We start from the raw sequence: 24,394 nt of genomic DNA, 5'->3' as shown, positions 1-24,394 counted from the left end.
TTGCACGATCTGTTTTGTGAATGATTGATGAAGATGATGGCAATATTCAGCAGAATGATGAAGAGGAGCATAGTGCATCGTTTGCATAGTCGCATATCTGTTACGCTTGGCAGAATATAACACGTACACATAACAAAAAGCCTGTCATCCACGAAAGGATCACAGGCTCTTTGCATTCTCTAAATAAAGGTACAGCATATTGCTACTGTATTGCGCATATTCCTACCATTCATATCATACAGTATGAAGTGATTCTGCATATGCATACAGCATCATCCAACTTATTTGAATGCCATCGTTGCGTGAACTGCTTTTTGCCAGCCAGCATACAGTTCTTCGCGGCGTGCTTCTTCCATTTTCGGATCAAATTGGTCAACGAGATCTTCGTGTGTGGACGCAATTTCGTCCAGACTTTCCCAGAAGCCGACTGCCAGACCTGCCAAGTATGCTGCGCCGAGTGCTGTTGTTTCGTTAACAGCCGGACGCTCAACTGGTACGCCAAGGATATCGCTTTGGAATTGCATCAGGAAGCCATTTTTCACTGCACCGCCATCGACTTTGAGCGAATCTACGGTTACACCGCTATCGCTTTCCATCGCTGTCAGTACGTCTTTCGTTTGATACGCCAGGGATTCCAGTGTTGCACGGATAAAGTGCTCTTTGCTTGTACCGCGAGTCAGACCGAACGCTGCACCGCGTACATCGCTATCCCAGTACGGGCTACCAAGACCAACGAATGCCGGTACGATATACACGCCATCTGTCGATTCGACGCGGGACGCATAGTTTTCGCTTTCGGAAGCATCGCGGAACATACGCAGACCGTCACGAAGCCATTGGATTGCCGAACCCGCTACGAAAATACTACCTTCCAGCGCATAGCTGATTTTGTCGCCAACACCACAAGCGATGGTCGTGATCAGACCGTGCTCGGAACGGATTGGCTCTTCGCCGGTGTTCATCAGCATGAAGCAACCCGTGCCATACGTATTTTTAACCGAGCCTTTTTCGTAACATGCTTGTCCGAACAGAGCTGCCTGCTGGTCACCTGCTGCACCGGCAATCGGTACATTTTGACCAAAGAAGTGGTAGTCCACGGTGTGCGCGTACACTTCGGAGGAAGGACGTACTTCTGGCAGCAGGGAAGCTGGAACGCCTAAGATGTCGAGCAGTTCTTCGTCCCATTTCAGGTCAAAGATGTTGTACATCAGAGTACGGGAAGCGTTGGAATAGTCGGTTACGTGTGCTTTGCCGCCGGACAGTTTCCAGATCAGCCAAGTGTCGATTGTACCGAACATCAGCTCACCGCGTTCCGCACGCTCACGCACGCCGTCCACATTGTCGAGAATCCATTTTACTTTTGTACCGGAGAAGTAAGGGTCCAGCAGCAAACCGGTTTTTTTACGGAATGTTTCTTCCAGACCTTGCTGTTTCAGTTCGTCACAGATGTACGCGCTTTGACGAGATTGCCATACGAGTACGTTATATACCGGATCGCCTGTTTTACGATCCCAGATGACTGTTGTTTCGCGTTGGTTCGTAATGCCGATACCAGCGATTTGCGAAGGTTTTACATGAGATTCGGACAGAACGGAAGCGATAACTGCCAGAATGGAACTCCAGATTTCATCCGCATTTTGTTCAACATGACCCGGTTTCGGGAAGTATTGCGGAAACTCGCGCTGTGCCATGTAGGCAATCTCGCCTTTTTTGTTAAACAGGATTGCGCGGGAGCTGGTTGTACCTTGATCAAGTGCCATAATATATTGTTCCATCTGAAATATCCTCCTCGAAATGTTCGTTCAATTTGCAATATCGTAATTTGGACTATCGGGCAGTCCAATCAGGCAGCAGCCCGTTTGGATTCCGTGCGTTCAATTTTGCGTCCGTTCAGGTACGCCAGCAGCAGGAAGACGAGTGTAATACCCAGTACAACCCACAGCATCGGTGCACTTTGACCGAGGAATACATTTTTGTAGAACAGCCCGCCCAGGGAACCGCCCAGCAGTGGAGCGACAACCGGAACCCAAGCATATTTCCAGTTGGATGGACCTTTACCAGCGATCGGCAACAGGAAGTGCATCAGACGCGGACCAAAGTCACGAGCAGGGTTGATTGCATAACCTGTTGTACCACCGAGCGACAAACCGATACTAACGACAAGCAGACCAACGATCAACGGGTGAAGACCTTGTGTAAATTCGTTCGCACCCATGGACAACAATACCATAACGAAGATGAATGTACCGATAATCTCACTCAGCATGTTGCCAACTGGATGTTTGATCGCTGGCGAAGTAGAGAATACGCTCAGCTTGGTTGCCGGATCTGGTGTTGCACCCCAGTGAGGCAGGTATTGGAAGTATACCAGTAACGCACCAGCCATCGCACCGATAATCTGTGCAATGATGTAGCTCGGCACTTGACTCCACGGGAAGTCGCCGTTAAACGCCAGCGCCAGTGTAACTGCCGGGTTCAAATGCGCGCCGCTGACGCTACCTACTGCATAAACCGCCATCGCTACTGCAAGACCCCAACCAGCACCGATTACGATCCAGCCGGAATTTTGGGCAAACGATTTGTTCAGTGAAACGCCCGCACACACACCGCCACCCAGTGCAATCAAAATCATTGTTCCTACTAATTCAGCCAAAAACGGTGACATGAACAAAACCTCCATTCGATTGTGAGAAACAGATTGTTACACCTGTTGCATTAAGTAATTTGACACATATAATGTAAAACTCAGCTGATGGTTATACAGGTTGTAAGAACACAAAAGAGCCATCGCAAATCTCCCCTTGATCATAAAGGGGGTTCTGCGTGGCTCTCCTGTTCTCCGTCACATGTATTAACTTGTGTTCATCATATCGTAACATGTAAGCGGTGTCAATATGATTTTTTTCATTTGGTGTTCATGAAGAGTTTCAAAAAACGCGATATAATGAAGCTTCTATTTTTAAAACGGGCAATCAACATGCCCTACTCGGGGCATCATTTGCGATAATGGTTGAACAATTCCTGATTCGATGTAGTGACCGCTGTCGCTCCTGCTTGCAGCGCACGCTCCACATCGTCTACCGTTCGAATCAATCCACCGGCAAATACAGGTACACCAGCGCGCGCGACCACTTCCTTGATCATATGTGGCACTACGCCGGGGAGTACTTCGATATAATCAGGCTGTGTCTTCTCGAGTAACGCATAACTTTTCTCAAGGGCGATTGTATCCAGCATAAACACACGCTGGATAGCGATAACGCCTTTTTGTTTTGCCTTCATGATGACATTACCGCGTGTGGAGATGATGCCGTATGGCTTGATCTCCTGACACAGGTATTCGGCGGCATACTCATCGTTCTTAAGTCCGTGCACCAGATCGGCATGCAGAAACATCTGCTTGTTGTTGGCATTTGCCATTCGGTAAATACTTTTCAGCTGCGCGATATGGGTATCGAGAAATACCCCATATTGATAAGGGCTATCCAGCAATTGATCAAATTGCTTCATCGTTTTGGCGGCTGGTAAAATAGACTGTCCCTGAAACATCGTAATCACTCATTTCGTTATATTCAAACGCTGTATGGATCTATTACTCGCTGGCTTGCCAGTCGTATTCCATCCGTTTGGCGGTTGTATTCGCGGCGTCGGTGCCGAGGTATCTGCCGACTAGATGCAGCGACATATGAATGCCTGCCGAGATGCCGCCAGATGTAATGATCCACCCCTGATCGACAAACTTTACGTCAGATTGTACGTCGACCGCCGGATAATCCTGCTCCAATCGTTTCAGATCCATCCAGTGGGTTGTTGCCTTGAGACCGTCAAGCAATCCTGCTTCTGCCAGCAGCAATGCGCCGGTACAGACTGAGGCAATCTGTACGCCAGCAGATGCATACGTTTTGATCCATTGCAGTACGTCAGGCTTGCGAATCTCAAGTTCTTCCGCACCATATCCACCGGGAATAATGAGCAGATCAATCGCCGGCAGACTGTCAAAACTATGCTCCGGCTGCACCTGCAAGCCATTGCGCGCCGTGATCATCTGCCCATCTGCGGACACGGTATTCACTTTGAACCCTTTCACGCCCGGTTCGGTTTCCGCGATAGAGAACACTTCAAACGGACCTGCAAAATCCAGCACCTCCACTTCATGAAACAAAAACAATCCGACCTGATGCGGTTTATATACTTCTTCTTGCATCTTTACTACCCCTTTCCTCTCTAGCATGCGCATGGCTCTTTGCTTCTCAACCGGCTTGTATCGTATGCACAATACTATATGGTGGACTCTGGATGTATATATCATGTACCGGCGATATATGTGAATTCATCGTTGTCATCGTGATCTAAGAAGGTTTGGTATGGCTGCATATAGTAGTTGATTATAGGCACTTAGCGATATGAAAGCATGGCGATTTGTAAAGCTACAGTAGCTATTTTAACTATATCGCCTTTTTTGCCAAATTGCTCTGTTCTATACAAAAAAGAGGCTTTGGCGTTGTAGCAATGACAAAGCTTGTTGCAGCATGAATATAGATTTTCCAGTTACTGAGGGTATAAAAGGTAGGATTTTGTGCACAACAGACAAAGAATGAGGGGTTAATCTCTGTATTTTTTGACATGTGAACAATGGTGATGTCAGATATTATATAGTAAAATTCTGGTTACTGCTGTTTTGTGCGGTGACGCGCTGATCTGTAGGATAACAGATCTGCAACAGACAGGGAAATGGAAATGAAGGAGAGTTACATATGAATGCAATTGCTAGAGTCAGTAAGTTTGTCGGAGATACGTTTTCCGTCTGGGTCATCTTATTCGCGTTGTTGGGATTCTTCCTGCCATCGTGGTTTATCGGGTTAAAAGGGCAGATTTCATTGCTGCTCGGTATTATTATGTTCGGCATGGGGCTGACATTATCTTCTGCTGATTTCCGTGAAGTATTCCGCCGTCCGCTGGATGTGGCGCTCGGTGTCATCGGTCACTATATCATTATGCCGCTACTGGCATTCGGTCTAGCGGTGACGCTCAATCTGCCGCCGGATATTGCGGTCGGTGTCATCCTCGTCGGCTGCTGCCCAAGCGGTACTGCATCCAATGTCATGACGTATCTTGCCAAAGGTGATGTAGCACTCGGCGTCTCCATTGCCTCTGTATCCACGTTAATCGCACCGCTGGCAACACCGGCGATGATCTCGCTCCTTGCTGGTCAATGGATGCATGTAAGTGCAGGCAGTCTGATTCTGGATATTCTAAAAGTCGTAATTGTACCGATCATCCTCGGTGTTATTGTCAAAGCGCTGTTCCGTAAGCAAGCCGAAGCGGCGACAGTTGCCTTGCCATTCGTATCGACGCTGGCAATCGTGCTGATCGTGGCGATTGTCGTCGGTCTGAACAAAAGTCATATCGTCGAATCCGGTCTGCTGATCTTCGCAGTCGTTATTTTGCACAATGGCTTAGGTTATCTGCTTGGTTATCTGTTCGCCCGTCTCGTCGGCATGGACCCAGCTAAACGCAAAGCAATTGTATTTGAAACCGGAATGCAAAACTCTGGTCTTGGTGCTAGCCTGGCAGCAGCACATTTCAATCCACTGGCAGCAGTACCAAGTGCAATCTTCAGCGTGTGGCATAATATCTCCGGTTCGCTACTCGCAACGTGGTTTGCTCGCCGCGCCGCTCGACGGGAAAAAGAATCTCTACCCCTACAATAAAGCGCAAATGATGGCGATAGGATACGTTATATACGATATCCATAGTAGGAATCGCCATTCTATATAACTAACGTTAGACATGCAAAAACCCTGTTGTTGCGATTGCTTTTCGCTTCAGCAGGGTTTTTGCATGTTCCCGGACGTTCAGATCGTCAGTCCTGAAGTTCCAGTTGACCTGCCTCCATTTTCTTTCTATCGTTGGCATCGTGCAGCAGATCAGATAACGTATAGTTGCGTAAATATTCGATAGCCTGAAGTTCAGCATCCAGCATAATACTGCCCAGCGCATCGCTAAGCGGTGCGCAACCGGATTTGACCTCTTCACGGTTGGCTTGATCCTCAGTACGAATCGCCTGATAAATATCCGCCAAAGTCAGCGAATCAGCAGGAATACGTAATGAATACCCCCCATCTCTACCTTCGCGCGTATCCACAATCCCGTGGTTAGCCAGTGTTGCCAGAATTCTTCGCAAAAAGGTGGCATGCGATTGAACTTGCGTGGCAATCACCGAGCTGGATACGGTTCCCCCATTGTGTGCTAATCCGGCTAAAGCGTGTACTGCGGTGTTGAATCGTGCAGGACCAATCGATCTGGTTCTGGATACAGTCATAGCGTTCCCCCTTCTAGTTCTTCATCTCAGATTTTAGCTCAGCTATTAAGTTAAGGCAACATCAATTTATTCAACCTATAGTTCGGCAAAGAGTAGGTTCGCGCGACTATGATTAGGGAAACCGCTTGATGTATCCCTTTACCCACTGACTGGCTTTTATAAACGAACATAAAAACCGCCTTTGGTTTTTGGCGCATGGCGACTGGGTTCATGGATCGATTTCATTTTTGCTCAATTCGTCAATGAATCGTTTCGTGGATTATGTTGCAGTTTGTGTTGACTTGAACGTGATTACTTTTACTTGAACGTGATGATGTTGGTTGGCTTGTTCATTTTGGCATAGACGATGAGAGCAATGATCTGAATAGGCAGAATTGCATATGAATATTGAAAGAGCACAATTGCTAGTAAAGGGGCAAATATTAACAATGAGATTACAATGCAATTGCCTGCTTTAAGCATCCCTATTTTCTGTTCCCGATACTCTAAGATAACAGCTACTACTATCACTATGCTAAACAAAATAGACACAGCACAAAAAGTAGTATTCCATTTCATTGGCGAATTCGCATTGAGCCATACTCCAAAACTTATCACTACAGACAACAGAATCCATATCATCAAAATAACGATCGGCTTAAACGGCTTGAACAGATTCATCACAGGTTGGAATACACCGCCAAACGCCTCTTCTGGCACCAATTTATCTTTTTTCTTATTCAGCTTGTTCATCTCGACCGTAATGAGAGGAATGAGCATTTTGATCATATCAATATCTGTTGTTCGGTAATACTCGCGAATCATCAATTGCGCGCTCTCACCCATATGTAAACGAATCTCTGCCAATTGATGAAACAATTCCTTTTGTGCATCCGGTGTTGGATAGTGTCCGACATAAGCGATCTGCGCTTCCAGACGGGCGTACATTTTCAGCTTATTTTCTACAGAAGTAATCTTGCCCTGTTCCTCACTTGTGACCATCACTTTACATTCTTTGTACAGCCATATGAATAACGGCAGCAACAAAGAGATATACACGTTTTCTTTTATAAAAGAAACGATTGAAGTTGCATCCACCTGTATTGATCCCTTCTCGTTATATTTGTCACTATTACTTATGATGTCTATTTATATCCAACAAAATAGCCCGGAGTCTTCACTCCGGACTTTCTGTTGATCGTACCTATGTTGATGATACCTGCTATACCTGCTTTTGATTATTATGCAGTAAAGTTATCCGTCAGAACCGGCACAACTTGGGATTTACGGGATACAACGCCTTTTAGCAGGGCCGTGTTGTTGTTCAGGGATACGCTGTATGCTTTCTCAACAACGTCCTGACGTTGACCGAGTGCCAGACCAACCGAGTCATTGTTCAGAATATCGGTTACGACGAACAGGAACAGATCCAGACCTTTGTCAGCGATTACTTTGTTGATCGCCGCTTCCAGCTCGGATTGTTGGGACAGTACATCGTTCACGTCTACCGTATTCACTTGAGCGATTTCGACTTTGGCATCGCCCATTTGGAATTCTTTGGCGTCCAGTGTGATCAGTTGTTCCACTGTTTTCTGGCTCAGATCAGCGCCAGCTTTCAGCATGTCCAGACCGTATTTTGCTGTTTCTACGCCAGCGATTTGCGCCAGTTCAGTTGCCGCAGCAACGTCCTGTGGTGTGCACGTTGGAGATTTGAACAGCAGGGAATCGGAAATGATCGCAGACAGCATCAGACCAGCGACTTCTTTGGAGATGGCTACGCCATTTTCTTTGTACAGCTTGTTCAGAATAGTCGCAGTGCAGCCTACAGGCTCCGCACGATAGTACAGCGGCGCGCTAGTTTCAAAGTTAGCGATCCGGTGATGGTCGATAACTTCAGTAACGGTTACCTGATCGATATCGTCAGCGCTTTGCTGGCGCTCATTGTGATCAACGAGAATAACTTCCTTCACTTCGCTCACTTTGTCCACGAGACGTGGCGCTTCTACTTTGAAGTAGTCGAGAGCGTATTGCGTTTCTCCATTTACTTCACCAAGGCGAACGGCTTCCGCGTCCACACCCAGCTTTTTTTTCAGTTCCGCATAAGCGATAGCGGATGTAATCGTGTCCGTGTCCGGATTTTTATGACCAAAAATCAATACCTGTGGCATAATGACACTCCTTTAATTGGATAGGTTTGCGGGAACAGTATATCGTACCTTCCCCGTTTTCTTCAATAGTATACCTTGATTCCAAATTAAAATGAAGTATATTCTTACTATTTTTATAGGAATTAACGAATTTAAGGTTAGATTATGGATACAATGTTTCTATTTTCCCCTGTAATACGGTGCCCTCTTCTGCACTCCTCCGCCAGCCAGTCTGTTCTATACTCTGAATGATCAGTCCCTGATACAGATCAGGATAGGACTGCAAATTCTCTGTAATGGAGCGAACAGCAGCTTGCCCATCCAATACTGCACATCCCAAATAAGCAGACAACGATCCATCCACACCGTGCCAGCAGAGCACATATCCATTCCCTGTTTGCTCTAGCGCCTGTACGATCTGATCTTCCAGCAGGTTTTGCTGTTCTTCATTCATCTGTCCGATACTTCGGTTCGTATTGTGAACAAGCAGATTGATATTTTGCTCTGCTGGCTCATATAGATCGTATCCATGCTCCTGATGTTGATGTACCATAGTCAGCGCCGCATTGGGTGACAACAATCGCTTCCAGAAGCTCAGTTCGTGCTCCTGAAATTCGCCGCGCTGTCCAACCGGTGCAGACAGCGTCTCTACTTTGCCCGGTTTGACCCGGATACGCCAATACCAGAGCTGATGATCGTGCATTTTGATAAACAGATTGTTCTCGCGGATATCCATACAACAGGCTCCCTTCGTATCCATCCCATTCCTTTGACTACATAAATAAGCGGTCATTTCATGTATAACGCAGCACCTCGCGATTGCGCTGACTACCTGCAAAGGCTTCGGCTGCTGGTGACCATTGCTGTGGATATAACAGTTGAATATACAGATTCAGATCGTCCTGCACCCAGTCTATCGCTTGCAGATTGGATTGCGGTAGCCAATCCTTTACGACAAACGATGGTAAAAAGCCAATTCCCCACTGCTTATCCACCGCCTGTCGAATAGACTCAATACTGCCAAGCTCCCAGCGAATATCGATCTCACTCTGCACATAACGTAATGTACGTAACAAATACGCACGATACGTACAACCTTCTTCTGTCAAAATCAGCGGATACGGTGCCAGATCGTTTGCTGTTACGCCGTCTCTGGATGCAAGTGGATGCTCATTGTGCACCAGCACTGCCATCTCTGTACGTAGCAGTACTGAGCTACGCAGTCCATGCTGCTGGACTGGCTCATCCAGCACCAGAGCTACATCGATCTGCCCCTGCTTGAGCTGGGCGACCAGTTCCGGCTCCGAGCCAATGACTACTTTGACTTTGTATTGCGGATATTGCTGGCGAAAAAGATCCAGCATGTCCGGCAAATGGTACAGCGATAGCGATTCAATCGTACCAATATTCAGTACTGGCGCTGGATCAGATGACGGTTGTACTACCAAATGAGCAGCTTGCTGCAATTCCAGCATTTGACGCGCATACGGCAGCAAACGCTCACCTGCTGATGTCGGCACCACCTGATTGCCGCTGCGCTGGAGTAATTTTTGCCCACCGTACAATTGCTCTAGCCGCTGAATATGATTGGTGATGCTGGATTGAGCATAATCCAGCTCTAACGCAGTACGCGTGTAATTGCCCCACTGCACCAGTGCGCAAAATGTTCGCAAATATAGCAGCTCCATCGGCAGGCTCCTTTCATTGCGGTTGCCGCTTGATCCGGGCAAACCCGCAGGTTGATATGTACGTTACCATACCGCCGAATGTTAATCCATATGCAGAACAGCGGCTATAACTGTTTTTCGGCAAATAACGATGATTTTAGGCGTTTTGGACGACTTTTTACTAGTATTCTTACTGGTATCGATCAGATCGATAGTAGCTATAGATAGGATCACATCACTGCACTTTGTTCATTGTACTACAATGACAATATAACCTTGCAGCTGCTCATACAGCGCTGTAATCTATCCATTATATTGAAGGAGTTGGGTCTTATGAGTCACCGTCCACGCTTTTCTGCTGTATTGGAAGTACCTGCCTTATTACCAGAGCAAGCTTATCATTATTGGAATATGCGATTGTCCTGTGAAACCGATGTATCCGATGTTGCCGCTGATTTGGAAAAAGGCAATGCCCCGTTCAAACTGCTGGATGTGCGTAGTGAAGCCGATTACGAGAAAGCTCATGTTGCTGGTGCAATCAGTCTGCCGGGTCGTCAGATTAACGAGCAGACGACTGCCGATTGGGATAGAGAGCAAGTGGTCATTGTATATTGCTGGGGTCCTGCCTGCAACGGAGCTACCAAAGCAGCCGCCAAATTGGCGCAACTTGGTTTTCAGGTAAAAGAAATGCTGGGCGGGATCGAATACTGGCGTTTGGAAGGTGGTACACTCGAAGGATCACTTGGCAACGATGCACCGACATACTGGCAGATGCAGCATTGCAGTATTGCGAGCGGTGGATAATGTGCATAACATGTGCGTAAATGCTGGGTTTACCGATTTTCATTCACCAGCGTTGTGCATAAATATGCGGTAATTGTTTTGAAATGTAGGCATGTTCACTTTTTTGTACTTCATATTGGATATAAACAGGGGATATTTCGTCAAAACAGCCGCCGTGCATCGTATGTGCATGGCGGCTGTTTATTTATCCACAGTGGATAACTTTTTTGAAATTATGGCTATTCATCCTGTTGAAACGTAATCTGTACACATGCCCCTTTACTGCGAAGCCGACAGTTAGATTGGCGATTTCTTTAACAAACGCCCAGAGTACATCGCCAGCACAATCGCCACCACCAACATACATATGGCACCAAGACGCACCGCACCAGCAATATCCCATATCTGTGCCAACGCGCCAATGACGAATACACATAGCATTTGTACAATCGCAAGAATCAGACCATATACACCGCTAATCCGCCCCATCATCTCCACTGGCACATGCTGCTGGTAAAAGGTTGTAAACCCCGTATTGGCAAAAGCAAGGAAAAACGCAAGAACAAAAAATCCTACCGCGACCATGTCAAACGATCCCCCGAACGCATACATGATATAACCGATGCCGACACCAATGGAGCCAGCCCCCATCAGCGTAGCGACACGCAGTCGCTTGACTATCAATAGATTTACCAACGCGCCCGCACCCAGACCTGCTCCAGCAATGCTGACCAGATAACTGTACTGACTGTCCGTAACCTGCAACACCTGCTTGGTCAGCGCCACCTCTTGTGCATCCAACGCAGCAGTTAACAACATTATGAAATAAAAGAGCAAATAAATGATCATCACCATCGGTACATGACGGCTAAACTGATACACCTGCCCCCAATCTTCACGCAAAATCGTCCATGGTGAACGTGCACGCCGGATTGTAGCTGGATTGTTAATTGTAGTTGCTGGAACGATAGGGGTAGCTGCTTCATCCACATTTGTCGTTGCTTGGTCTACATCCATCATTGTTTGTCGTTTCTGTTCCAGAGTTGAAGGATGGACAGACTTACTTAGTTCTGGCTCCAGATCGGGCAATAGTAACGTTAACAATGCCGAGATTAAGAAGCTAATTGCCGTTACGATAATCGTCGCTTGCGGGCTGATCACCAGAAACAATAGCCCCGCAATTGCCGGACCAATCAGAAACGCGCCGGAATGGATCAGACTTTGAACTGCATTGAAGCGCTTGAGTCTCACTTCTGGCACCAGACGGACAATATACGCCATCGCCACTGGACGAAAAATAGAGCTACTCATGTACACAACCAGCACAACGGCATAGATCACCCAGACGTTATGGAGCATCGGCAAGATGCCAATGAGAATCGCCCGTACCAGATCAAGGGAGAACATCAATCGTCTCTTATTGGTACGGTCGATCATACTGCCTGACCAGCCGTTCGTACACAATGCTGCAAACGGCTTGAGCATATACAATCCAGCAATCGCCAGTGCTGCACCTGACAGATGCAACATGGTCAGATTGAGTGCAATCAGAAACACCCAATCTCCAGTGTAGGCAATGCCGGAGGCGATCAATAGAATCGTTGGAAACTTCCAGCTATAGGGTCTATTGTGAGAATCGTCGACGGATGTAGCTGAGGATGATCGGGATGGACTCATACGCTATTTCCTCTGCAATCATGCAATCGCGCTACATTACGGTAACGCCAATAGCGATGGTATGAATATGTTACACCCAAAGATACGAACCTTTTTCCTTGCTTCCTATGTATACTCATTTTCATGCTACCTCCTAATTCATCATTTTACTTATCAAGCATATACTTCTAAGTTCTTTGGTCGACCCGAATTGGTTTAAAGCTCATTGGTTTGATTGTCAGACTACATAGACTTCATGATAGACGAGGTTTGCAGAGGGGCATATTTTATTATAACAGTCCCAGACAGCCATACACACTGCCTTGTTTAGACGCTTCTCCTTCATTTTCCCAAAAGCTAACGTTTCATCTCTTGCTATCCGTCTTATAAATAAGTACAGGAACATTTTTCCTGTAAGTAATTACATTATCGTGCAGGGTACTAACGATTGGGTATGCCCTGAATCAATAGGTTGAACTCATAAGGAGGAGCTTCTATGCTTGAGACACTAGAACCGCAATTTTGGAGCATGACGTATCAGGATCGTATTACACCGCAGGAAGCCTTTGATCTGTACGACGAGCTGGATGCTGTCGAACTTGAAGATATGATTGGCGTATGGCGCGGCTTTGAGCTGCATACCGGACACCCGATGGAGGGCGCATTGGAGAAGCTACATTGGTACGGCAAAGCATTCCATTCTGCTGACAAGGTAGATCCGCTGCTATTTTACAAACGCAATGGACAGACGTTCGCTGCTGATCCGGGACGTATTTTTGATAAAATGAAAATTGTACCGAGCGACGGCGGCGAAGGTAGTATTCGCATGGTCGAACATCGCGGTCGTATTACCGGCACACTTGTGTATGATCGTCTACCCATCATGGATCATTTCCGCAAAGTCAGTTCCGATGTACTGATGGGTATTATGGATATGAAAGGTAGCCGCGATCCATACTTCTTCTATTTGAAGAAGATCAGTTCCTTATAAATACATCCATACAGCCCGGCATTGTCTATACGACGATGCCGGTTTTTTATTGTGTATGCTGGGAATGGATAGATTGTATGCAGTAGCTGGGTTCCCTCACCTAGCAGTTTATAAAAAGTTTATATTTTATTTAACTTCTACATAGAATTGTTAGCCATTTATTTATCTTCACTTTATTTCCTCCCTCTATGCTAAATCATGACTTCAACTTACATGGATATAGATAAAGAGATAGAACGATCTGGGAGGAAAACCAATGAAGAAACATCATGCGTACCTCGTACTGCTTGCCGGAATCATGGCGGTCAGCAGCACATCCGGTCTTGCCGTACTGGCTGCTCCAGCCAGTGCAGCGCAAGCCGCCTCCAGCTCAACCGGCAGCTCATTAACGAGCCTGCCGGCTATTGGGCTTCAATCGGGGGTCAGTGTCCGATTGAGCGATATGCAACTGTCTGCCCGCAATTCCGGCAGCATTCTCACGTACACCCTCACCTATACTAACCGCACATCCAGCCCTTATAAGCTGCTCAATACATTTTCCAGAGTGCAAACGCCACAAAATGGCGCATTCAAAGGCGTACCAGTGCCGGAAGACAAAGACCATATCACCATTTCGCCGGAAACCAGTCAATCTATCACCTACTACGTCAACGCTCAGGATCAGAGCCGACTGAATGGTACGAAGATCAGCGTATACGGATGGGATTTTGACAGTGCGAATTATGAAAAGAAACTCGGCACATTCACCCTGCCCGCTAGCTATTCGCCAGCGGTTGCTGCCAATCAGGCACGCAAAATCATGATCGGGCATACACCGCTAAAGCTGAAACCGGAGCAATTACAAATCATCAACTTCAATGGCAAGCACTATGCACGCCTTACCCTGCAAATGACCAATCTTGGCACCGAAATGCTGGAATCTCCCGGCTATAACGCCTATCTGCTATCATCTAGCGGTTCCAGCTATGCACTAGGTCTCGATCGTTCTAGCAAAGAACTGGATATTCAACCGGGCGCTACAACGCGTATCAGCTATATCGCTGCTATTCCAGCACATTTGCCAACACCCAATCTATCGTTGCAAATTACACATACGACAGGCGTAGCTTCCACGAGCAGCGATGCTACATCCAGTACGTCATCGACCAATCTGGAATTACCGATTGTTTCGTTCCGACTACCTGCGGTCAGTTCATCTAGTCTGACTGTACCGGTATCCAAATCACGGAAGCTGTGGATCGACGGGAATGCAGTCACCTCTACACTGAAAAGTGCTTCTCAATCCACCAGCGGTGACAAAGCGGTATGGACGATGCAATTCAGTCTCAAAAATACCGGCAACAAGGCAGTCATCATCCCTGCCTATGAAGCTTCTATCGCATCGGCGGAAGGCTACACCTTTCCTATTCAGACCAAAGCCTTTTCCAGTTTGACACTCAAACCGCTGGAAGAAAAGTTAATCCAGCTGTCTGCTGAAGTACCGCTGCAATTAAAGCAACAACAGCTCAAGCTGCAATTGCTGGAACCTGCTACGACAACAGCGCAGACCGGTACAATCAGTAATACAGAAACGGTGGCAGCGACTGCTTCTCAAAGCAATGTAATTTTGCCGACTGCCTTTTACATGATTCCATACAGTCAGGAGCAGAGCCAATCTGCTCAGACCGAATATACCTTTGATAATAACTACGGTAGCTTTGGCGTAACGTTAGAATCTTTACAGCGGATGCCGTGGACTACCGACGATATCGTCGCTGCCAAAATCCGTCTGCGTAATGCAGGTTCATCCTCTGTGACGCTGCCAGAACTGGGCGGCTGGATGAAAGCTCAGAACAACCGAATCAGCAGTCCTGTACAGATTGTCGCCGAGCAAACTGACAATTCGCTGGATGCTGGAGCAAGCCGTGTATATTACATTGTCGGACGCTTCAACTCCGATGTCGATCTAGCTCAACTCAAAATCGAGCTGTATCCGACTACCGATACGGCTAGCACTGCTTCAGCCACAAGTAGCGATACGAGCAAATCCAGTACGACCAGCGGCAATACGCTAGACAGCGACAATCCATTCCTGTCGCTTCATGTGGGACAAACTAGCTCTGCGGTTGCCAAAATCGCTCGCGGCTCCTCTTTCCATATCCAGACTATGGGCAAAAAGGCAGAGATCAAGGAACGTCGCACGATCACATACGAAGGTGCAAGCCAGAAGATCGCTTATACCGAACTGGATATGAAGAGTGAGGAGAAACGTACTTCTCTGCCATCTCGTCTAGTCGCCTACTACAAAACGCCAGATAATGAATATTACGAAGCAACTGTTAATCAGTCCGATAAAACCGTCGGTCCAGATGGTAAAAGTCTGATCACTGTCTGGAGCAAGTTGCCGTCCTCGGTCAATACTTCACAGCTGACCCTATACATCGGCGAAGCAATCAATGACGGCAAAGTGTCCACCGCAACCGCTACACCAACTGGCTATATCAATGCCGTCGAACTGGCGCTGAATACACAGACAACACCAGTAACGACCAGTGTCAGCAGCGAAATGGAGCTATTCCCGTACCGATTTGCTATTACTGGCGCAACTGGCTCGCTGACCGAAGGTCAAGAAAGTATCGCTATCAACATGACCTACAACTTGAGCAAAGACAATACGTATACGATGGGCACATTCGGTCACAATCTGATCATTCAATGGGTCGATCCATCCGGTCAGATGCAAGAGAAAACGATGGTGCCGGGCACCGACCTGACACCGGGCAAATCAGTACCATACGCCACCACCCTATCCAGCAGCGCCTACAAAAACGTCAAGGGCGGTCATTTTACGATCAACGTATACGATGAGTTTGAAGGCGAACGTATCCTGCTCGGCATGCAAAGTTACCGGGTCGATTTTACACCGAATATCGTCAATACACCGACGACATCGCCAACGACAACAATACCGTCCGATCAACCGACAACGAACCCAGACACTGGAACTGGCACATCCAAAGGTAATACGGGCACAGGAAATACTAGTACAGGAAATAGCGGTAAAACGGAGGAACCTCATGACCAATAAAAAGAAAATTTGGATATCTGCATCCGTCTTCGTCGCAATCGCCATTGCTGGTATTGTCGTGTACCTGCTCTGGCCGCGTTCATCTACGGAACCGATCATCGAGACAACACCGTCCGTATCCGTACAAAAAGGCGATATTACGGTCCGTATCAAAGGCTCCGGTGCTGTCAAAGCAACCAGTCAGACAATGGTCTACACTGACAAGGAAGGCAATATCAATCAGGTACTTGGCAAGCTGAACAATACCGTCACCAAAGGACAAGTCTTGCTCACCTATAAGCCTAAGGACAACTCCAAAGACCTGACACAACAGCAAAGCACACTGCGTCAACAACAGAATGATCTTCATGACAAACAAGAGCAATACAAACAGCAAATGATGGATAACGCTGCCCAGACCGAACTGGACAGCACTCGTCTGGCAATTGAAAAAGCCAAGGACGACATCGCTACCACGCAGACCGAGATTACCCGTCTGCAAAAAGATCAGGCGGCACCAGCGCCGCTAGTATCTCCAACCGACGGTACAATCACCAAAGTGAGCGTATTCGCGGGCGGTTCTTCCAGCGCGGGTTCCGAAGCATTTACCATTATCAATTATCAGGATCTCAGCGCAACGATTCAGGTGGACGAAATGGACATTCTAAAAGTGCGCCAAGGCATGAAAGCAACCATGCAGCTAGATGCCCTACCGAATCAGACATACACTGGTCACGTATCGTCCATCGCGAATGAAGGCTCTGTAAAAAATGGCGTCTCTACCTTTGGCGTTACGATTCATCTGGATCGTCCCGGTCAGATCAAAGCAGGCATGTCTGCCCAAGCAAGTATTCTTGTGCAGCACAAAAAGAACATTCTAATCTTGCCCATCGAATCTATCATTCAGCAGGGCGACGCCTATATTGTACAAAAGTTAAACGTATCCGCCGATCAGCAAAATCTCACCTCACCAATTACCGAAGATCAACCAATCCGTGTCGGCATTCATGATGAAAGTCATGTTGAAATCGCTGGTGGATTGAAAGTTGGCGATCTGGTAAGCGTCCCGTCTTCCGATATGAGTGGAATCAGTACGCCTACTAGTGGTACTAGTAGCTTTGATATGAGTGGTTCCACTGGCAGCGATAGCAGTTCATCCGATAGCACTTCCAGTGATGGCAGTTCCACTAGCTCCGATTCATCTGGTGATAGCGGTTCTACCGACAGTTCCGGTTCATCTGACGCTGGAAGTTCCTCTGACGGATCTTCCAACAACAGCTCCGGTGCAAGTGGTGCTGATGATGCTACTTCGTCTACAGACAACAGCACTTCCAATAGCGATAGCAGTGCATCCACTGGAGGTGCGTGAGTATGGAACCGCTGATCCAGATCGAACAAATGTCTCACGGCTATATGATGGCAGGACAGCGGATGCCTATTTTGCAGGATATTTCGCTAACTGTGCATAAAGGCGAATTTGTCGCTATTATCGGTCCATCCGGTTCCGGCAAATCGACATTAATGAATATGATCGGCTGTCTGGATGTACCCAATAGCGGCAGCTACACGCTGGACGGCAGCAATGTACGCAAGCTGTCCGATAATCGGCTCGCTCGCATTCGCAATGAGAAGATCGGCTTTATTTTTCAAAGCTTCAATCTGCTGCCCCGTCTGTCTGCAATGGAAAATGTCGAACTGCCGCTCATCTATCGTGGGCTGTCTCAGCGTGAACGGCGGAAGCGTGCCACACTCGCTTTGGAGCAAGTCGGATTGCAGGAACGCATGTTTCACCGTCCCAATCAACTATCCGGCGGTCAGCAGCAGCGTGTGGCAATTGCCCGGGCGCTTGCTGGTGATCCGCCGCTGCTACTAGCGGACGAGCCAACCGGTGCACTGGATAGTCAGACCGGGCGCGAAGTAATGCAGATGATCCAATCCCTCAACGCGCAAGGACATACGATCATTCTGATCACCCATGATCTTGATATTGCCGATCAGGCACGCCGCGTCATTCGCATCCAAAATGGCATATTGACCGAGGATCGGAGGAATGAGCCATGATTCTGTTCCAAAGTATTCGTATGGCGCTGCTCAGCGTCATTGGTAACAAAATTCGTTCATTTCTAACGATGCTCGGTATCATCATCGGTGTCTCGTCCGTCATTCTGGTCGTCTCGGTTGGTATGAGCTACAACAACCAGATCAGCGATCAGTTTAGCGGACTGGGCACCGATCTGCTGACGATCAGTATTATAGGTTACGGCGCAACTACCTCACTAACTACCGAGCAAACGATGGCATACGGACAGCTTCCCGGCGTCAGCGGCGTCTCCCCGGTCATTTCCGGTAATGTTACTGCCAAGAATCGTGGTCGCAATGCCGATGTACCATTAGAAGGTGTTATGCCTTCGTACGAACATGTAAAAGACTTTCATGTGCAGTCCGGGCGCTTTCTACTCAATATCGACAACCAGTATCGTCAGAAAGTAGCGCTGATCGGTTCGGAAACAGCGACCAAATTGTTCGGCATGGAGAATCCAGTCGGCAAAGATATTCGTCTCAATGGCGATACTTTCACCATCGTTGGACTCCTTCGTACCAAAGGCTCCAGTCTGATGGGTTCCAATGACGACAAAATTCTGATTCCGCTAGCGACGGCGGAACGCTTTTTACAAACCAAAGGCATTCAATCTTTCGAGATCAAAACAACATCGCCGGAGCAGATTCCGATGGTCAAAGAAGAATTGCAGGCGGCGCTAACTACTGCGCTGGGTGACCCGTCCGCCTATGATATTTTCGATGCCCGGGAAATGATTGAATCGATGGAGAAAACGAGCGCCCTGCTATCCGCTTCACTGGCAGGTATCGCCGGTATTTCGCTTATCGTCGGTGGCATTGGCATTATGAACATTATGATCGTCTCGGTCAATGAACGCACCCGCGAGATCGGTATCCGCAAGGCGATTGGTGCTCGCAAAAGCAACATTTTGCTGCAATTTATGATCGAATCGATCTTTCTTAGTACACTCGGCGGGCTGCTAGGGATTGGTACTGGACTTGGTTTGGTGTGGATCGTGGGACAATTTATCCCGTTCCCGATTCAGTATGCGTGGAATATGGTAGTGATTGCCTTTGCCTTTTCTTTTGCCATTGGAGTGCTGTTCGGTATTATTCCGGCAAACAAAGCTGCGCGTCTGCGTCCTATTTACGCACTGCGTACCGATTAAAAGGACCCTTGCCAACGAGCTTCGAAGCTCATGGTCAATCTTGCATCTTGGATGTGCGGAGAATGTGCTACAATGAAGCCGTAACAGGCTAACGAATTTCAAAGGAGCAACGGTATGACAATTAAGCATCGCCTGATTATCTCCAACATTTTGATGATTGTGATACCGGTACTCATCTCCGCCATCATTATCGGAGCCGGTCAGTACCTCTCTTATCAATACTGGAAAAATCAATACGACAAAACAAGCTCTGTCTACGATGTGCCTGACAAGATTATCTCAGTCGCTACTGAGCTGATCCGCGACCCGCAAAGTCGTAAAGCTGCCGAGAAGCAACAGCTTGAAGCCTATTTGCAAAAAAATCATATGCGGCTTGCTGTTAATGATTTTAAAACGCATAAGCTGCTGCTAAATATGGGCAACACTACAATCGATTCTGGCGGCAATCTTCTCCAAGCTATCTGGTCGCTCAATGGCGAAGGTAGCGCTTATGTAGGCAACGATAGCGTGTACAGCAAAAAGTCCATCGTAAATGGTAATATATACGTCATTTCTACCTTTAGCTCGTATCTGGATAGTAGCAGTAGCGACGATTCATATTACAATGAATACAATTCACTCATTACGCTATTTATGATTTTATTCGGTGTCGGTATTCTGGTGACTATCTTCTTTACGAACCGCTTTTTGACTTATTTTGTATTCAAGCGCATTAGCCAACCGCTCGGTACACTTGGCGAAGGTGTGCAGCAAATTCGCGATGGCAATCTGGATACACGTATCCGTTATGCTAGCAAAGATGAATTTGCTGCGATCTGCCATGATTTTAACGATATGGCAGAGCAGCTGAAGCAATCGATACAGTTAATTCATCGGCAGGAAGAAAATCGCAAAGAGCTGCTGGCAAGCATCTCACATGATCTGCGCTCACCGCTCACCTCCATCCGTGCGTATTCGGAAGGTCTGCTGGACGGCGTTGCCAGCACACCAGAAGCACGTCATAAGTACATCACCATGATTAATACAAAAGCAGAAGATATCGATCGTATGGTCGCCAAAATCTTCCTCTTTTCCAAAATGGATATGGGCGATTATCCGTACGATCCCGAACTGCTCGATGTGAACCGCGAGTTGGAATCATTAATCCGTGCCACAACCGAAGAATATCGCAGCAAAGGCTTGGATATTCAACTCGACCTCGCCAGTGAATCGACGCGTATCTTTGCCGATCCGTTGCAGCTAGACAGTATCTTTACGAACATTATCGAGAATAGCTTGAAATACAAAGACAAAGAACTCGGCATGATCCGTATTCAGACGATGGTGCATCATGAGCAGATTATTATTTACATGACTGATGACGGTCCCGGTGTACCTGAGCAATCGCTCAGTCAACTGTTCGATGTCTTTTACCGCAGCGATCCTTCGCGCAACAATCCCAACAAAGGCAGCGGACTCGGGTTGGCGATTACCGCCAAAGCTGTAGAACGTCTGGGTGGCAGCATCAAAGCGATGACTGCACCGTCTGGCGGGCTGCGCATCGTGATTCGTTTGCCGCTGATCAGGCAGGAGGAAGGTCAATGAAACATATACTCATCATCGAAGACGACGAAGCCATTGCCGCGATTGAACGGGATTACTTGGAAATCAACCATTTTGCCGTCGAGATTGCCGACAATGGCATCACTGGTGCAGAGCGTGCATTATCCGGTCAATTTGACCTGATCCTGCTGGATTTGATGTTACCCGGCGAAGACGGATTTTCTGTCTGTCGTCGACTGCGCGACAAGCTGGATATTCCGATCCTGATGGTGACCGCCAAACAGGACGATATTGATAAAATCCGTGGCTTGGGATTGGGCGCAGACGATTATATCGTCAAACCCTTTTCCCCGAACGAACTGGTTGCGCGGGTCAAATCCAATCTCGCTCAGTACGCTCGTCTCAAAGCGAAGCTTGGCGCCAACACCGACCGCAGTCACATCGAAATCGGTCCCTTTCTCATTAATACCGATGCCCACCGCGCCTATCTAAAAGGTCGTGAGCTGGATTTGAAAAAGAAAGAATTCGACCTGCTCCATTTCCTGGTCGATAATTCCAATATCGTATTCAGCAAAGACACACTGTACGAGCGGATTTGGGGCTTTGACTCTATCGGCGACAACGCAACGGTAGCGGTTCACATTAACCGACTGCGCGAGAAGATTGAAGATGACCCGGGGAATCCGCATTATATCCAGACTGTCTGGGGTGCGGGGTATCGGTTTCAATTGTAAAACATGTAACGATACGAGTTCATAAGAGCAATGATCTTCATTACAACAAGTATAGCGACATCAACATAACAGACTGCTTCCTAAATAAACCCCATATCGCAACAAGCCTTAGTGTAATAAGATCGCCCTCTGTGTGTAATTGATCACGCTAAAATCACTTACGCTAAATACAAGCAAAGCCCCTTCGACGATAAAGTCGAAGGGGCTTTGCTGCTTCTATAACCCAAGTTGAGCTACAGGAAGACTATACTTTAATAACCTACACGATTGCATCTGTACTCGTTAGAGCATATATCTGTTTAACAAACATTATAGCCAATCAAGATACCGATTGCAGGTCTGTTAATGACCATGTTCACACTGCCACCATCATGCTCAACTTAGTGAAATCTGCTTGATAGCATGCAGTTCTTAAACCTACTCTACCGTTACGCTCTTCGCCAAGTTACGCGGTTTGTCCACGTCATGTTCCAGCGCCAGAGAAGCGTAATACGCAAGCAGTTGCAGCGTGACAACCGATAGTGCCGGTGTCAGGGTTTGCAATGTTCTTGGAATCGTCATTACATAGTCAACCGATTTCAGCAGGTCTTCGCGATGTTCCTCATACGAGATCACCATCACTTCGCCGCCGCGCGCTTTGACTTCTTTGATGTTGCTCACCGTTTTTTCCAGTACATCTTCTTGTGTTGCCAGTGCAATTACTGGAATACCGTCTTCGATCAGTGCCAATGTACCGTGCTTCAGTTCACCCGCCGCATAGGCTTCGGAGTGAATGTAAGAGATCTCTTTCAGTTTCAAAGAGCCTTCCTGTACAACGGCATAATCAACGCCACGTCCGATAAAGAATAGGTGCTTGTGCTGAGCGATATGCTCGGCATATTGTTTGATTTCTGGAGCCATCTCCAGAATCTTCTCGACTTGCTCAGGCAGAGATTCCATAGCTGCCAGTGTCTCCGAGATTTCTTCTGTTGTCATTGTACCGCGGATTTCTGCCAGATGCAGACCGAACAGGTAGAAGGCGATCAACTGGGACGTATATGCTTTGGTCGAAGCTACCGCGATTTCTGGACCAGCCAGTGTCGCGATCACATCGTCCGCATCGCGAGCGATAGAGCTACCTACTACGTTTGTTACAGCGATCACATGTGCGCCGTTTGCTTGTGCTTCACGCAGTGCAGCAAGTGTATCCGCTGTTTCACCAGATTGGCTAACTACGATCACCAGTGTATCTTTGTTGATGATCGGGGAACGGTAACGATACTCAGAAGCAACATCCGTTTCCACCGGAATTTTTGCCATTTTCTCAATAATGTTACGTCCAACCAGACCTGCATGATATGCCGTACCACAAGCAACGATTTGTACGTTGCGAATATTGCGGATTTGCTCAGCAGTCAGTTTCAGATCGCTGAAATGAACGCCTTTACCATCGTCATTGATGCGTCCAAGCATCGTATCACGGTATGCTTTTGGTTGCTCGTGAATTTCTTTCAGCATGAAATGGTCAAAACCGCCTTTTTCTGCGGTTACTGCATCCCAATCCACATGAATCATTTCCCGAGAAATAAAGTTACCTTCGATGGTCATCAGTTCCACCGCATCCTGTGTCAGAACAGCCATTTCGCCGTCATTCAGAATGTAAACGTTACGTGTATATTTCAGAATCGCCGGAATATCTGAACCGATAAAGTTCTCGCCTTCACCTACGCCGATCACGAGCGGGCTAGCTTGACGTACAGCTACCAGTTTGTCTGGCTCATGCTCAGTCAGTACGCCGAGTGCAAATGCGCCGCGCATGTAGGTGACTGCTTTTTGTACTGCTTTAACGATATCGCCTTCATATTCGCGTGCTACTAGATGGGCGATAACTTCTGTGTCCGTTTCGGATAAAAATTCAACACCGGAGCGGATCAGTTCATCTTTCAGTTCCAGATAGTTCTCGATAATACCGTTATGAACGACCGAGAATTTGTGTTGTGCATCCATATGTGGGTGAGAGTTCTCATCCGATGGTTTACCGTGTGTCGCCCAGCGAGTATGTCCGATCCCTGCTGTACCTACCAGTGGATGATGCTCCAGCTTGGATTCCAGGTTCGCCATACGTCCCTGTGCTTTCACGACTTGCAAACCTTCATTCGTAAATACCGAGATACCCGCAGAATCATAACCACGATACTCCAATTTACGCAGACCATCGATCAAAATAGCTTGTGTGTCCTTATCTCCAATATATCCAACAATACCGCACATGTTTATATTCCTCCGTTCAATAGTTCGACGATGGATGTTAACCGTGCATA

At 47.4% G+C, this 24,394-nt stretch carries 20 protein-coding genes; 9 read left to right on the top strand and 11 right to left on the bottom strand.

Annotation, left to right across the window (positions count from 1 at the left end):
• Positions 1–281: 281 nt before the first annotated feature.
• From glpK to ACDE64_RS03520, 4 genes are all read right to left on the bottom strand, one after another.
• Positions 282–1,775, bottom strand: a complete 1,494-nt coding sequence (gene glpK / locus ACDE64_RS03535) for a glycerol kinase GlpK (RefSeq protein WP_411345142.1) — start codon at positions 1,773–1,775, stop codon at positions 282–284.
• 68 nt (positions 1,776–1,843) lie between these two features.
• On the bottom strand, positions 1,844–2,665 hold the full coding sequence (locus ACDE64_RS03530; protein ID WP_411345141.1) for an MIP/aquaporin family protein: 822 nt from the start codon (positions 2,663–2,665) through the stop codon (positions 1,844–1,846).
• A 329-nt stretch (positions 2,666–2,994) separates the two neighbouring features.
• The gene (locus ACDE64_RS03525; protein ID WP_411345140.1) at positions 2,995–3,549 is read right to left on the bottom strand and encodes a glycerol-3-phosphate responsive antiterminator; all 555 of its coding nucleotides are present in this window, start codon (positions 3,547–3,549) and stop codon (positions 2,995–2,997) included.
• Positions 3,550–3,592: 43 nt separating this feature from the next.
• A complete protein-coding gene (locus ACDE64_RS03520; protein WP_411345139.1) occupies positions 3,593–4,204 on the bottom strand; it encodes a DJ-1/PfpI family protein in 612 nt (203 codons plus the stop codon).
• 550 nt (positions 4,205–4,754) lie between these two features.
• Here ACDE64_RS03520 and ACDE64_RS03515 point away from each other — a divergent pair.
• A complete protein-coding gene (locus ACDE64_RS03515; protein ID WP_411349015.1) occupies positions 4,755–5,711 on the top strand; it encodes a bile acid:sodium symporter family protein in 957 nt (318 codons plus the stop codon).
• A 152-nt stretch (positions 5,712–5,863) separates the two neighbouring features.
• Here ACDE64_RS03515 and ACDE64_RS03510 read toward each other — a convergent pair whose 3' ends face one another.
• The 5 genes from ACDE64_RS03510 to ACDE64_RS03490 form a co-directional block, all read right to left on the bottom strand.
• Entirely contained in the window at positions 5,864–6,322 is a 459-nt protein-coding gene (locus ACDE64_RS03510) for an RrF2 family transcriptional regulator (protein WP_411345137.1), read from the bottom strand.
• Between the two features lie 297 nt (positions 6,323–6,619).
• Positions 6,620–7,303, bottom strand: coding sequence for a hypothetical protein (locus tag ACDE64_RS03505; protein WP_411349014.1), 684 nt, complete (start codon positions 7,301–7,303; stop codon positions 6,620–6,622).
• Between the two features lie 239 nt (positions 7,304–7,542).
• Complete coding sequence (locus ACDE64_RS03500; protein ID WP_411345135.1) at positions 7,543–8,469, bottom strand: manganese-dependent inorganic pyrophosphatase; 927 nt, start codon at positions 8,467–8,469, stop codon at positions 7,543–7,545.
• A gap of 142 nt (positions 8,470–8,611) precedes the next feature.
• Positions 8,612–9,184, bottom strand: a complete 573-nt coding sequence (locus tag ACDE64_RS03495) for a hypothetical protein (RefSeq protein ID WP_411349013.1) — start codon at positions 9,182–9,184, stop codon at positions 8,612–8,614.
• Positions 9,185–9,242: 58 nt separating this feature from the next.
• Positions 9,243–10,136, bottom strand: a complete 894-nt coding sequence (locus ACDE64_RS03490; RefSeq protein ID WP_411349012.1) for a LysR family transcriptional regulator — start codon at positions 10,134–10,136, stop codon at positions 9,243–9,245.
• A 312-nt stretch (positions 10,137–10,448) separates the two neighbouring features.
• Here ACDE64_RS03490 and ACDE64_RS03485 point away from each other — a divergent pair, with 312 nt between their 5' ends.
• A complete protein-coding gene (locus tag ACDE64_RS03485; RefSeq protein ID WP_411349011.1) occupies positions 10,449–10,919 on the top strand; it encodes a rhodanese-like domain-containing protein in 471 nt (156 codons plus the stop codon).
• Positions 10,920–11,195: 276 nt separating this feature from the next.
• Here the strand turns inward: ACDE64_RS03485 and ACDE64_RS03480 are convergent, their stop codons facing one another.
• Positions 11,196–12,575, bottom strand: a complete 1,380-nt coding sequence (locus ACDE64_RS03480) for an MFS transporter (RefSeq protein ID WP_411349010.1) — start codon at positions 12,573–12,575, stop codon at positions 11,196–11,198.
• Positions 12,576–13,050: 475 nt separating this feature from the next.
• On the opposite strand from ACDE64_RS03480, the gene ACDE64_RS03475 reads away from it, so the two are divergent.
• The 7 genes from ACDE64_RS03475 (at position 13,051) to ACDE64_RS03445 (ending at position 22,094) form a co-directional block, all read left to right on the top strand.
• Positions 13,051–13,545, top strand: a complete 495-nt coding sequence (locus ACDE64_RS03475; RefSeq protein WP_411349009.1) for a DUF4334 domain-containing protein — start codon at positions 13,051–13,053, stop codon at positions 13,543–13,545.
• A 256-nt stretch (positions 13,546–13,801) separates the two neighbouring features.
• Complete coding sequence (locus tag ACDE64_RS03470) at positions 13,802–16,612, top strand: hypothetical protein (protein WP_411349008.1); 2,811 nt, start codon at positions 13,802–13,804, stop codon at positions 16,610–16,612.
• Positions 16,602–17,960 carry an efflux RND transporter periplasmic adaptor subunit gene (locus ACDE64_RS03465; RefSeq protein WP_411349007.1) on the top strand — a complete coding sequence of 453 codons (1,359 nt, stop codon included), beginning with the start codon at positions 16,602–16,604 and terminating at the stop codon, positions 17,958–17,960. The genes ACDE64_RS03470 and ACDE64_RS03465 overlap by 11 nt, the downstream gene beginning before the upstream one ends.
• A gap of 2 nt (positions 17,961–17,962) precedes the next feature.
• Positions 17,963–18,652 (top strand): ABC transporter ATP-binding protein, encoded by a 690-nt coding sequence (locus ACDE64_RS03460; protein WP_411349006.1) that lies wholly within the window; start codon positions 17,963–17,965, stop codon positions 18,650–18,652.
• On the top strand, positions 18,649–19,818 hold the full coding sequence (locus tag ACDE64_RS03455) for an ABC transporter permease (protein ID WP_411349005.1): 1,170 nt from the start codon (positions 18,649–18,651) through the stop codon (positions 19,816–19,818). The genes ACDE64_RS03460 and ACDE64_RS03455 overlap by 4 nt, the downstream gene beginning before the upstream one ends.
• 114 nt (positions 19,819–19,932) lie before the next feature.
• Positions 19,933–21,402 carry an ATP-binding protein gene (locus ACDE64_RS03450; protein WP_411349004.1) on the top strand — a complete coding sequence of 490 codons (1,470 nt, stop codon included), beginning with the start codon at positions 19,933–19,935 and terminating at the stop codon, positions 21,400–21,402.
• Complete coding sequence (locus ACDE64_RS03445; RefSeq protein WP_411349003.1) at positions 21,399–22,094, top strand: response regulator transcription factor; 696 nt, start codon at positions 21,399–21,401, stop codon at positions 22,092–22,094. Before ACDE64_RS03450 ends, ACDE64_RS03445 begins: the two co-directional genes overlap by 4 nt.
• A gap of 417 nt (positions 22,095–22,511) precedes the next feature.
• On the opposite strand, the gene glmS is transcribed toward ACDE64_RS03445, so the two are convergent.
• Positions 22,512–24,344, bottom strand: coding sequence for a glutamine--fructose-6-phosphate transaminase (isomerizing) (gene glmS / locus ACDE64_RS03440; protein ID WP_411349002.1), 1,833 nt, complete (start codon positions 24,342–24,344; stop codon positions 22,512–22,514).
• Positions 24,345–24,394: the final 50 nt, after the last annotated feature.

Origin of the sequence: Paenibacillus sp. WLX2291, assembly GCF_046603665.1 — a bacterium.
Lineage (GTDB): Bacteria > Bacillota > Bacilli > Paenibacillales > Paenibacillaceae > Saccharibacillus.
This window is presented reverse-complemented; position numbering and strand designations above follow the sequence as displayed.

Excerpts from the sequence above, each read along its gene's own strand:
- glpK (WP_411345142.1), bottom strand. The coding sequence starts at position 1,775 with ATGGAACAATATATTATGGCACTTGATCAAGGTACAACCAGCTCCCGC.
- ACDE64_RS03530 (WP_411345141.1), bottom strand. The coding sequence starts at position 2,665 with ATGTCACCGTTTTTGGCTGAATTAGTAGGAACAATGATTTTGATTGCA.
- ACDE64_RS03525 (WP_411345140.1), bottom strand. The coding sequence starts at position 3,549 with ATGTTTCAGGGACAGTCTATTTTACCAGCCGCCAAAACGATGAAGCAA.
- ACDE64_RS03520 (WP_411345139.1), bottom strand. The coding sequence starts at position 4,204 with ATGCAAGAAGAAGTATATAAACCGCATCAGGTCGGATTGTTTTTGTTT.
- ACDE64_RS03515 (WP_411349015.1), top strand. The coding sequence starts at position 4,755 with ATGAATGCAATTGCTAGAGTCAGTAAGTTTGTCGGAGATACGTTTTCC.
- ACDE64_RS03510 (WP_411345137.1), bottom strand. The coding sequence starts at position 6,322 with ATGACTGTATCCAGAACCAGATCGATTGGTCCTGCACGATTCAACACC.
- ACDE64_RS03505 (WP_411349014.1), bottom strand. The coding sequence starts at position 7,303 with ATGGTCACAAGTGAGGAACAGGGCAAGATTACTTCTGTAGAAAATAAG.
- ACDE64_RS03500 (WP_411345135.1), bottom strand. The coding sequence starts at position 8,469 with ATGCCACAGGTATTGATTTTTGGTCATAAAAATCCGGACACGGACACG.
- ACDE64_RS03495 (WP_411349013.1), bottom strand. The coding sequence starts at position 9,184 with ATGGATATCCGCGAGAACAATCTGTTTATCAAAATGCACGATCATCAG.
- ACDE64_RS03490 (WP_411349012.1), bottom strand. The coding sequence starts at position 10,136 with ATGGAGCTGCTATATTTGCGAACATTTTGCGCACTGGTGCAGTGGGGC.
- ACDE64_RS03485 (WP_411349011.1), top strand. The coding sequence starts at position 10,449 with ATGAGTCACCGTCCACGCTTTTCTGCTGTATTGGAAGTACCTGCCTTA.
- ACDE64_RS03480 (WP_411349010.1), bottom strand. The coding sequence starts at position 12,575 with ATGAGTCCATCCCGATCATCCTCAGCTACATCCGTCGACGATTCTCAC.
- ACDE64_RS03475 (WP_411349009.1), top strand. The coding sequence starts at position 13,051 with ATGCTTGAGACACTAGAACCGCAATTTTGGAGCATGACGTATCAGGAT.
- ACDE64_RS03470 (WP_411349008.1), top strand. The coding sequence starts at position 13,802 with ATGAAGAAACATCATGCGTACCTCGTACTGCTTGCCGGAATCATGGCG.
- ACDE64_RS03465 (WP_411349007.1), top strand. The coding sequence starts at position 16,602 with ATGACCAATAAAAAGAAAATTTGGATATCTGCATCCGTCTTCGTCGCA.
- ACDE64_RS03460 (WP_411349006.1), top strand. The coding sequence starts at position 17,963 with ATGGAACCGCTGATCCAGATCGAACAAATGTCTCACGGCTATATGATG.
- ACDE64_RS03455 (WP_411349005.1), top strand. The coding sequence starts at position 18,649 with ATGATTCTGTTCCAAAGTATTCGTATGGCGCTGCTCAGCGTCATTGGT.
- ACDE64_RS03450 (WP_411349004.1), top strand. The coding sequence starts at position 19,933 with ATGACAATTAAGCATCGCCTGATTATCTCCAACATTTTGATGATTGTG.
- ACDE64_RS03445 (WP_411349003.1), top strand. The coding sequence starts at position 21,399 with ATGAAACATATACTCATCATCGAAGACGACGAAGCCATTGCCGCGATT.
- glmS (WP_411349002.1), bottom strand. The coding sequence starts at position 24,344 with ATGTGCGGTATTGTTGGATATATTGGAGATAAGGACACACAAGCTATT.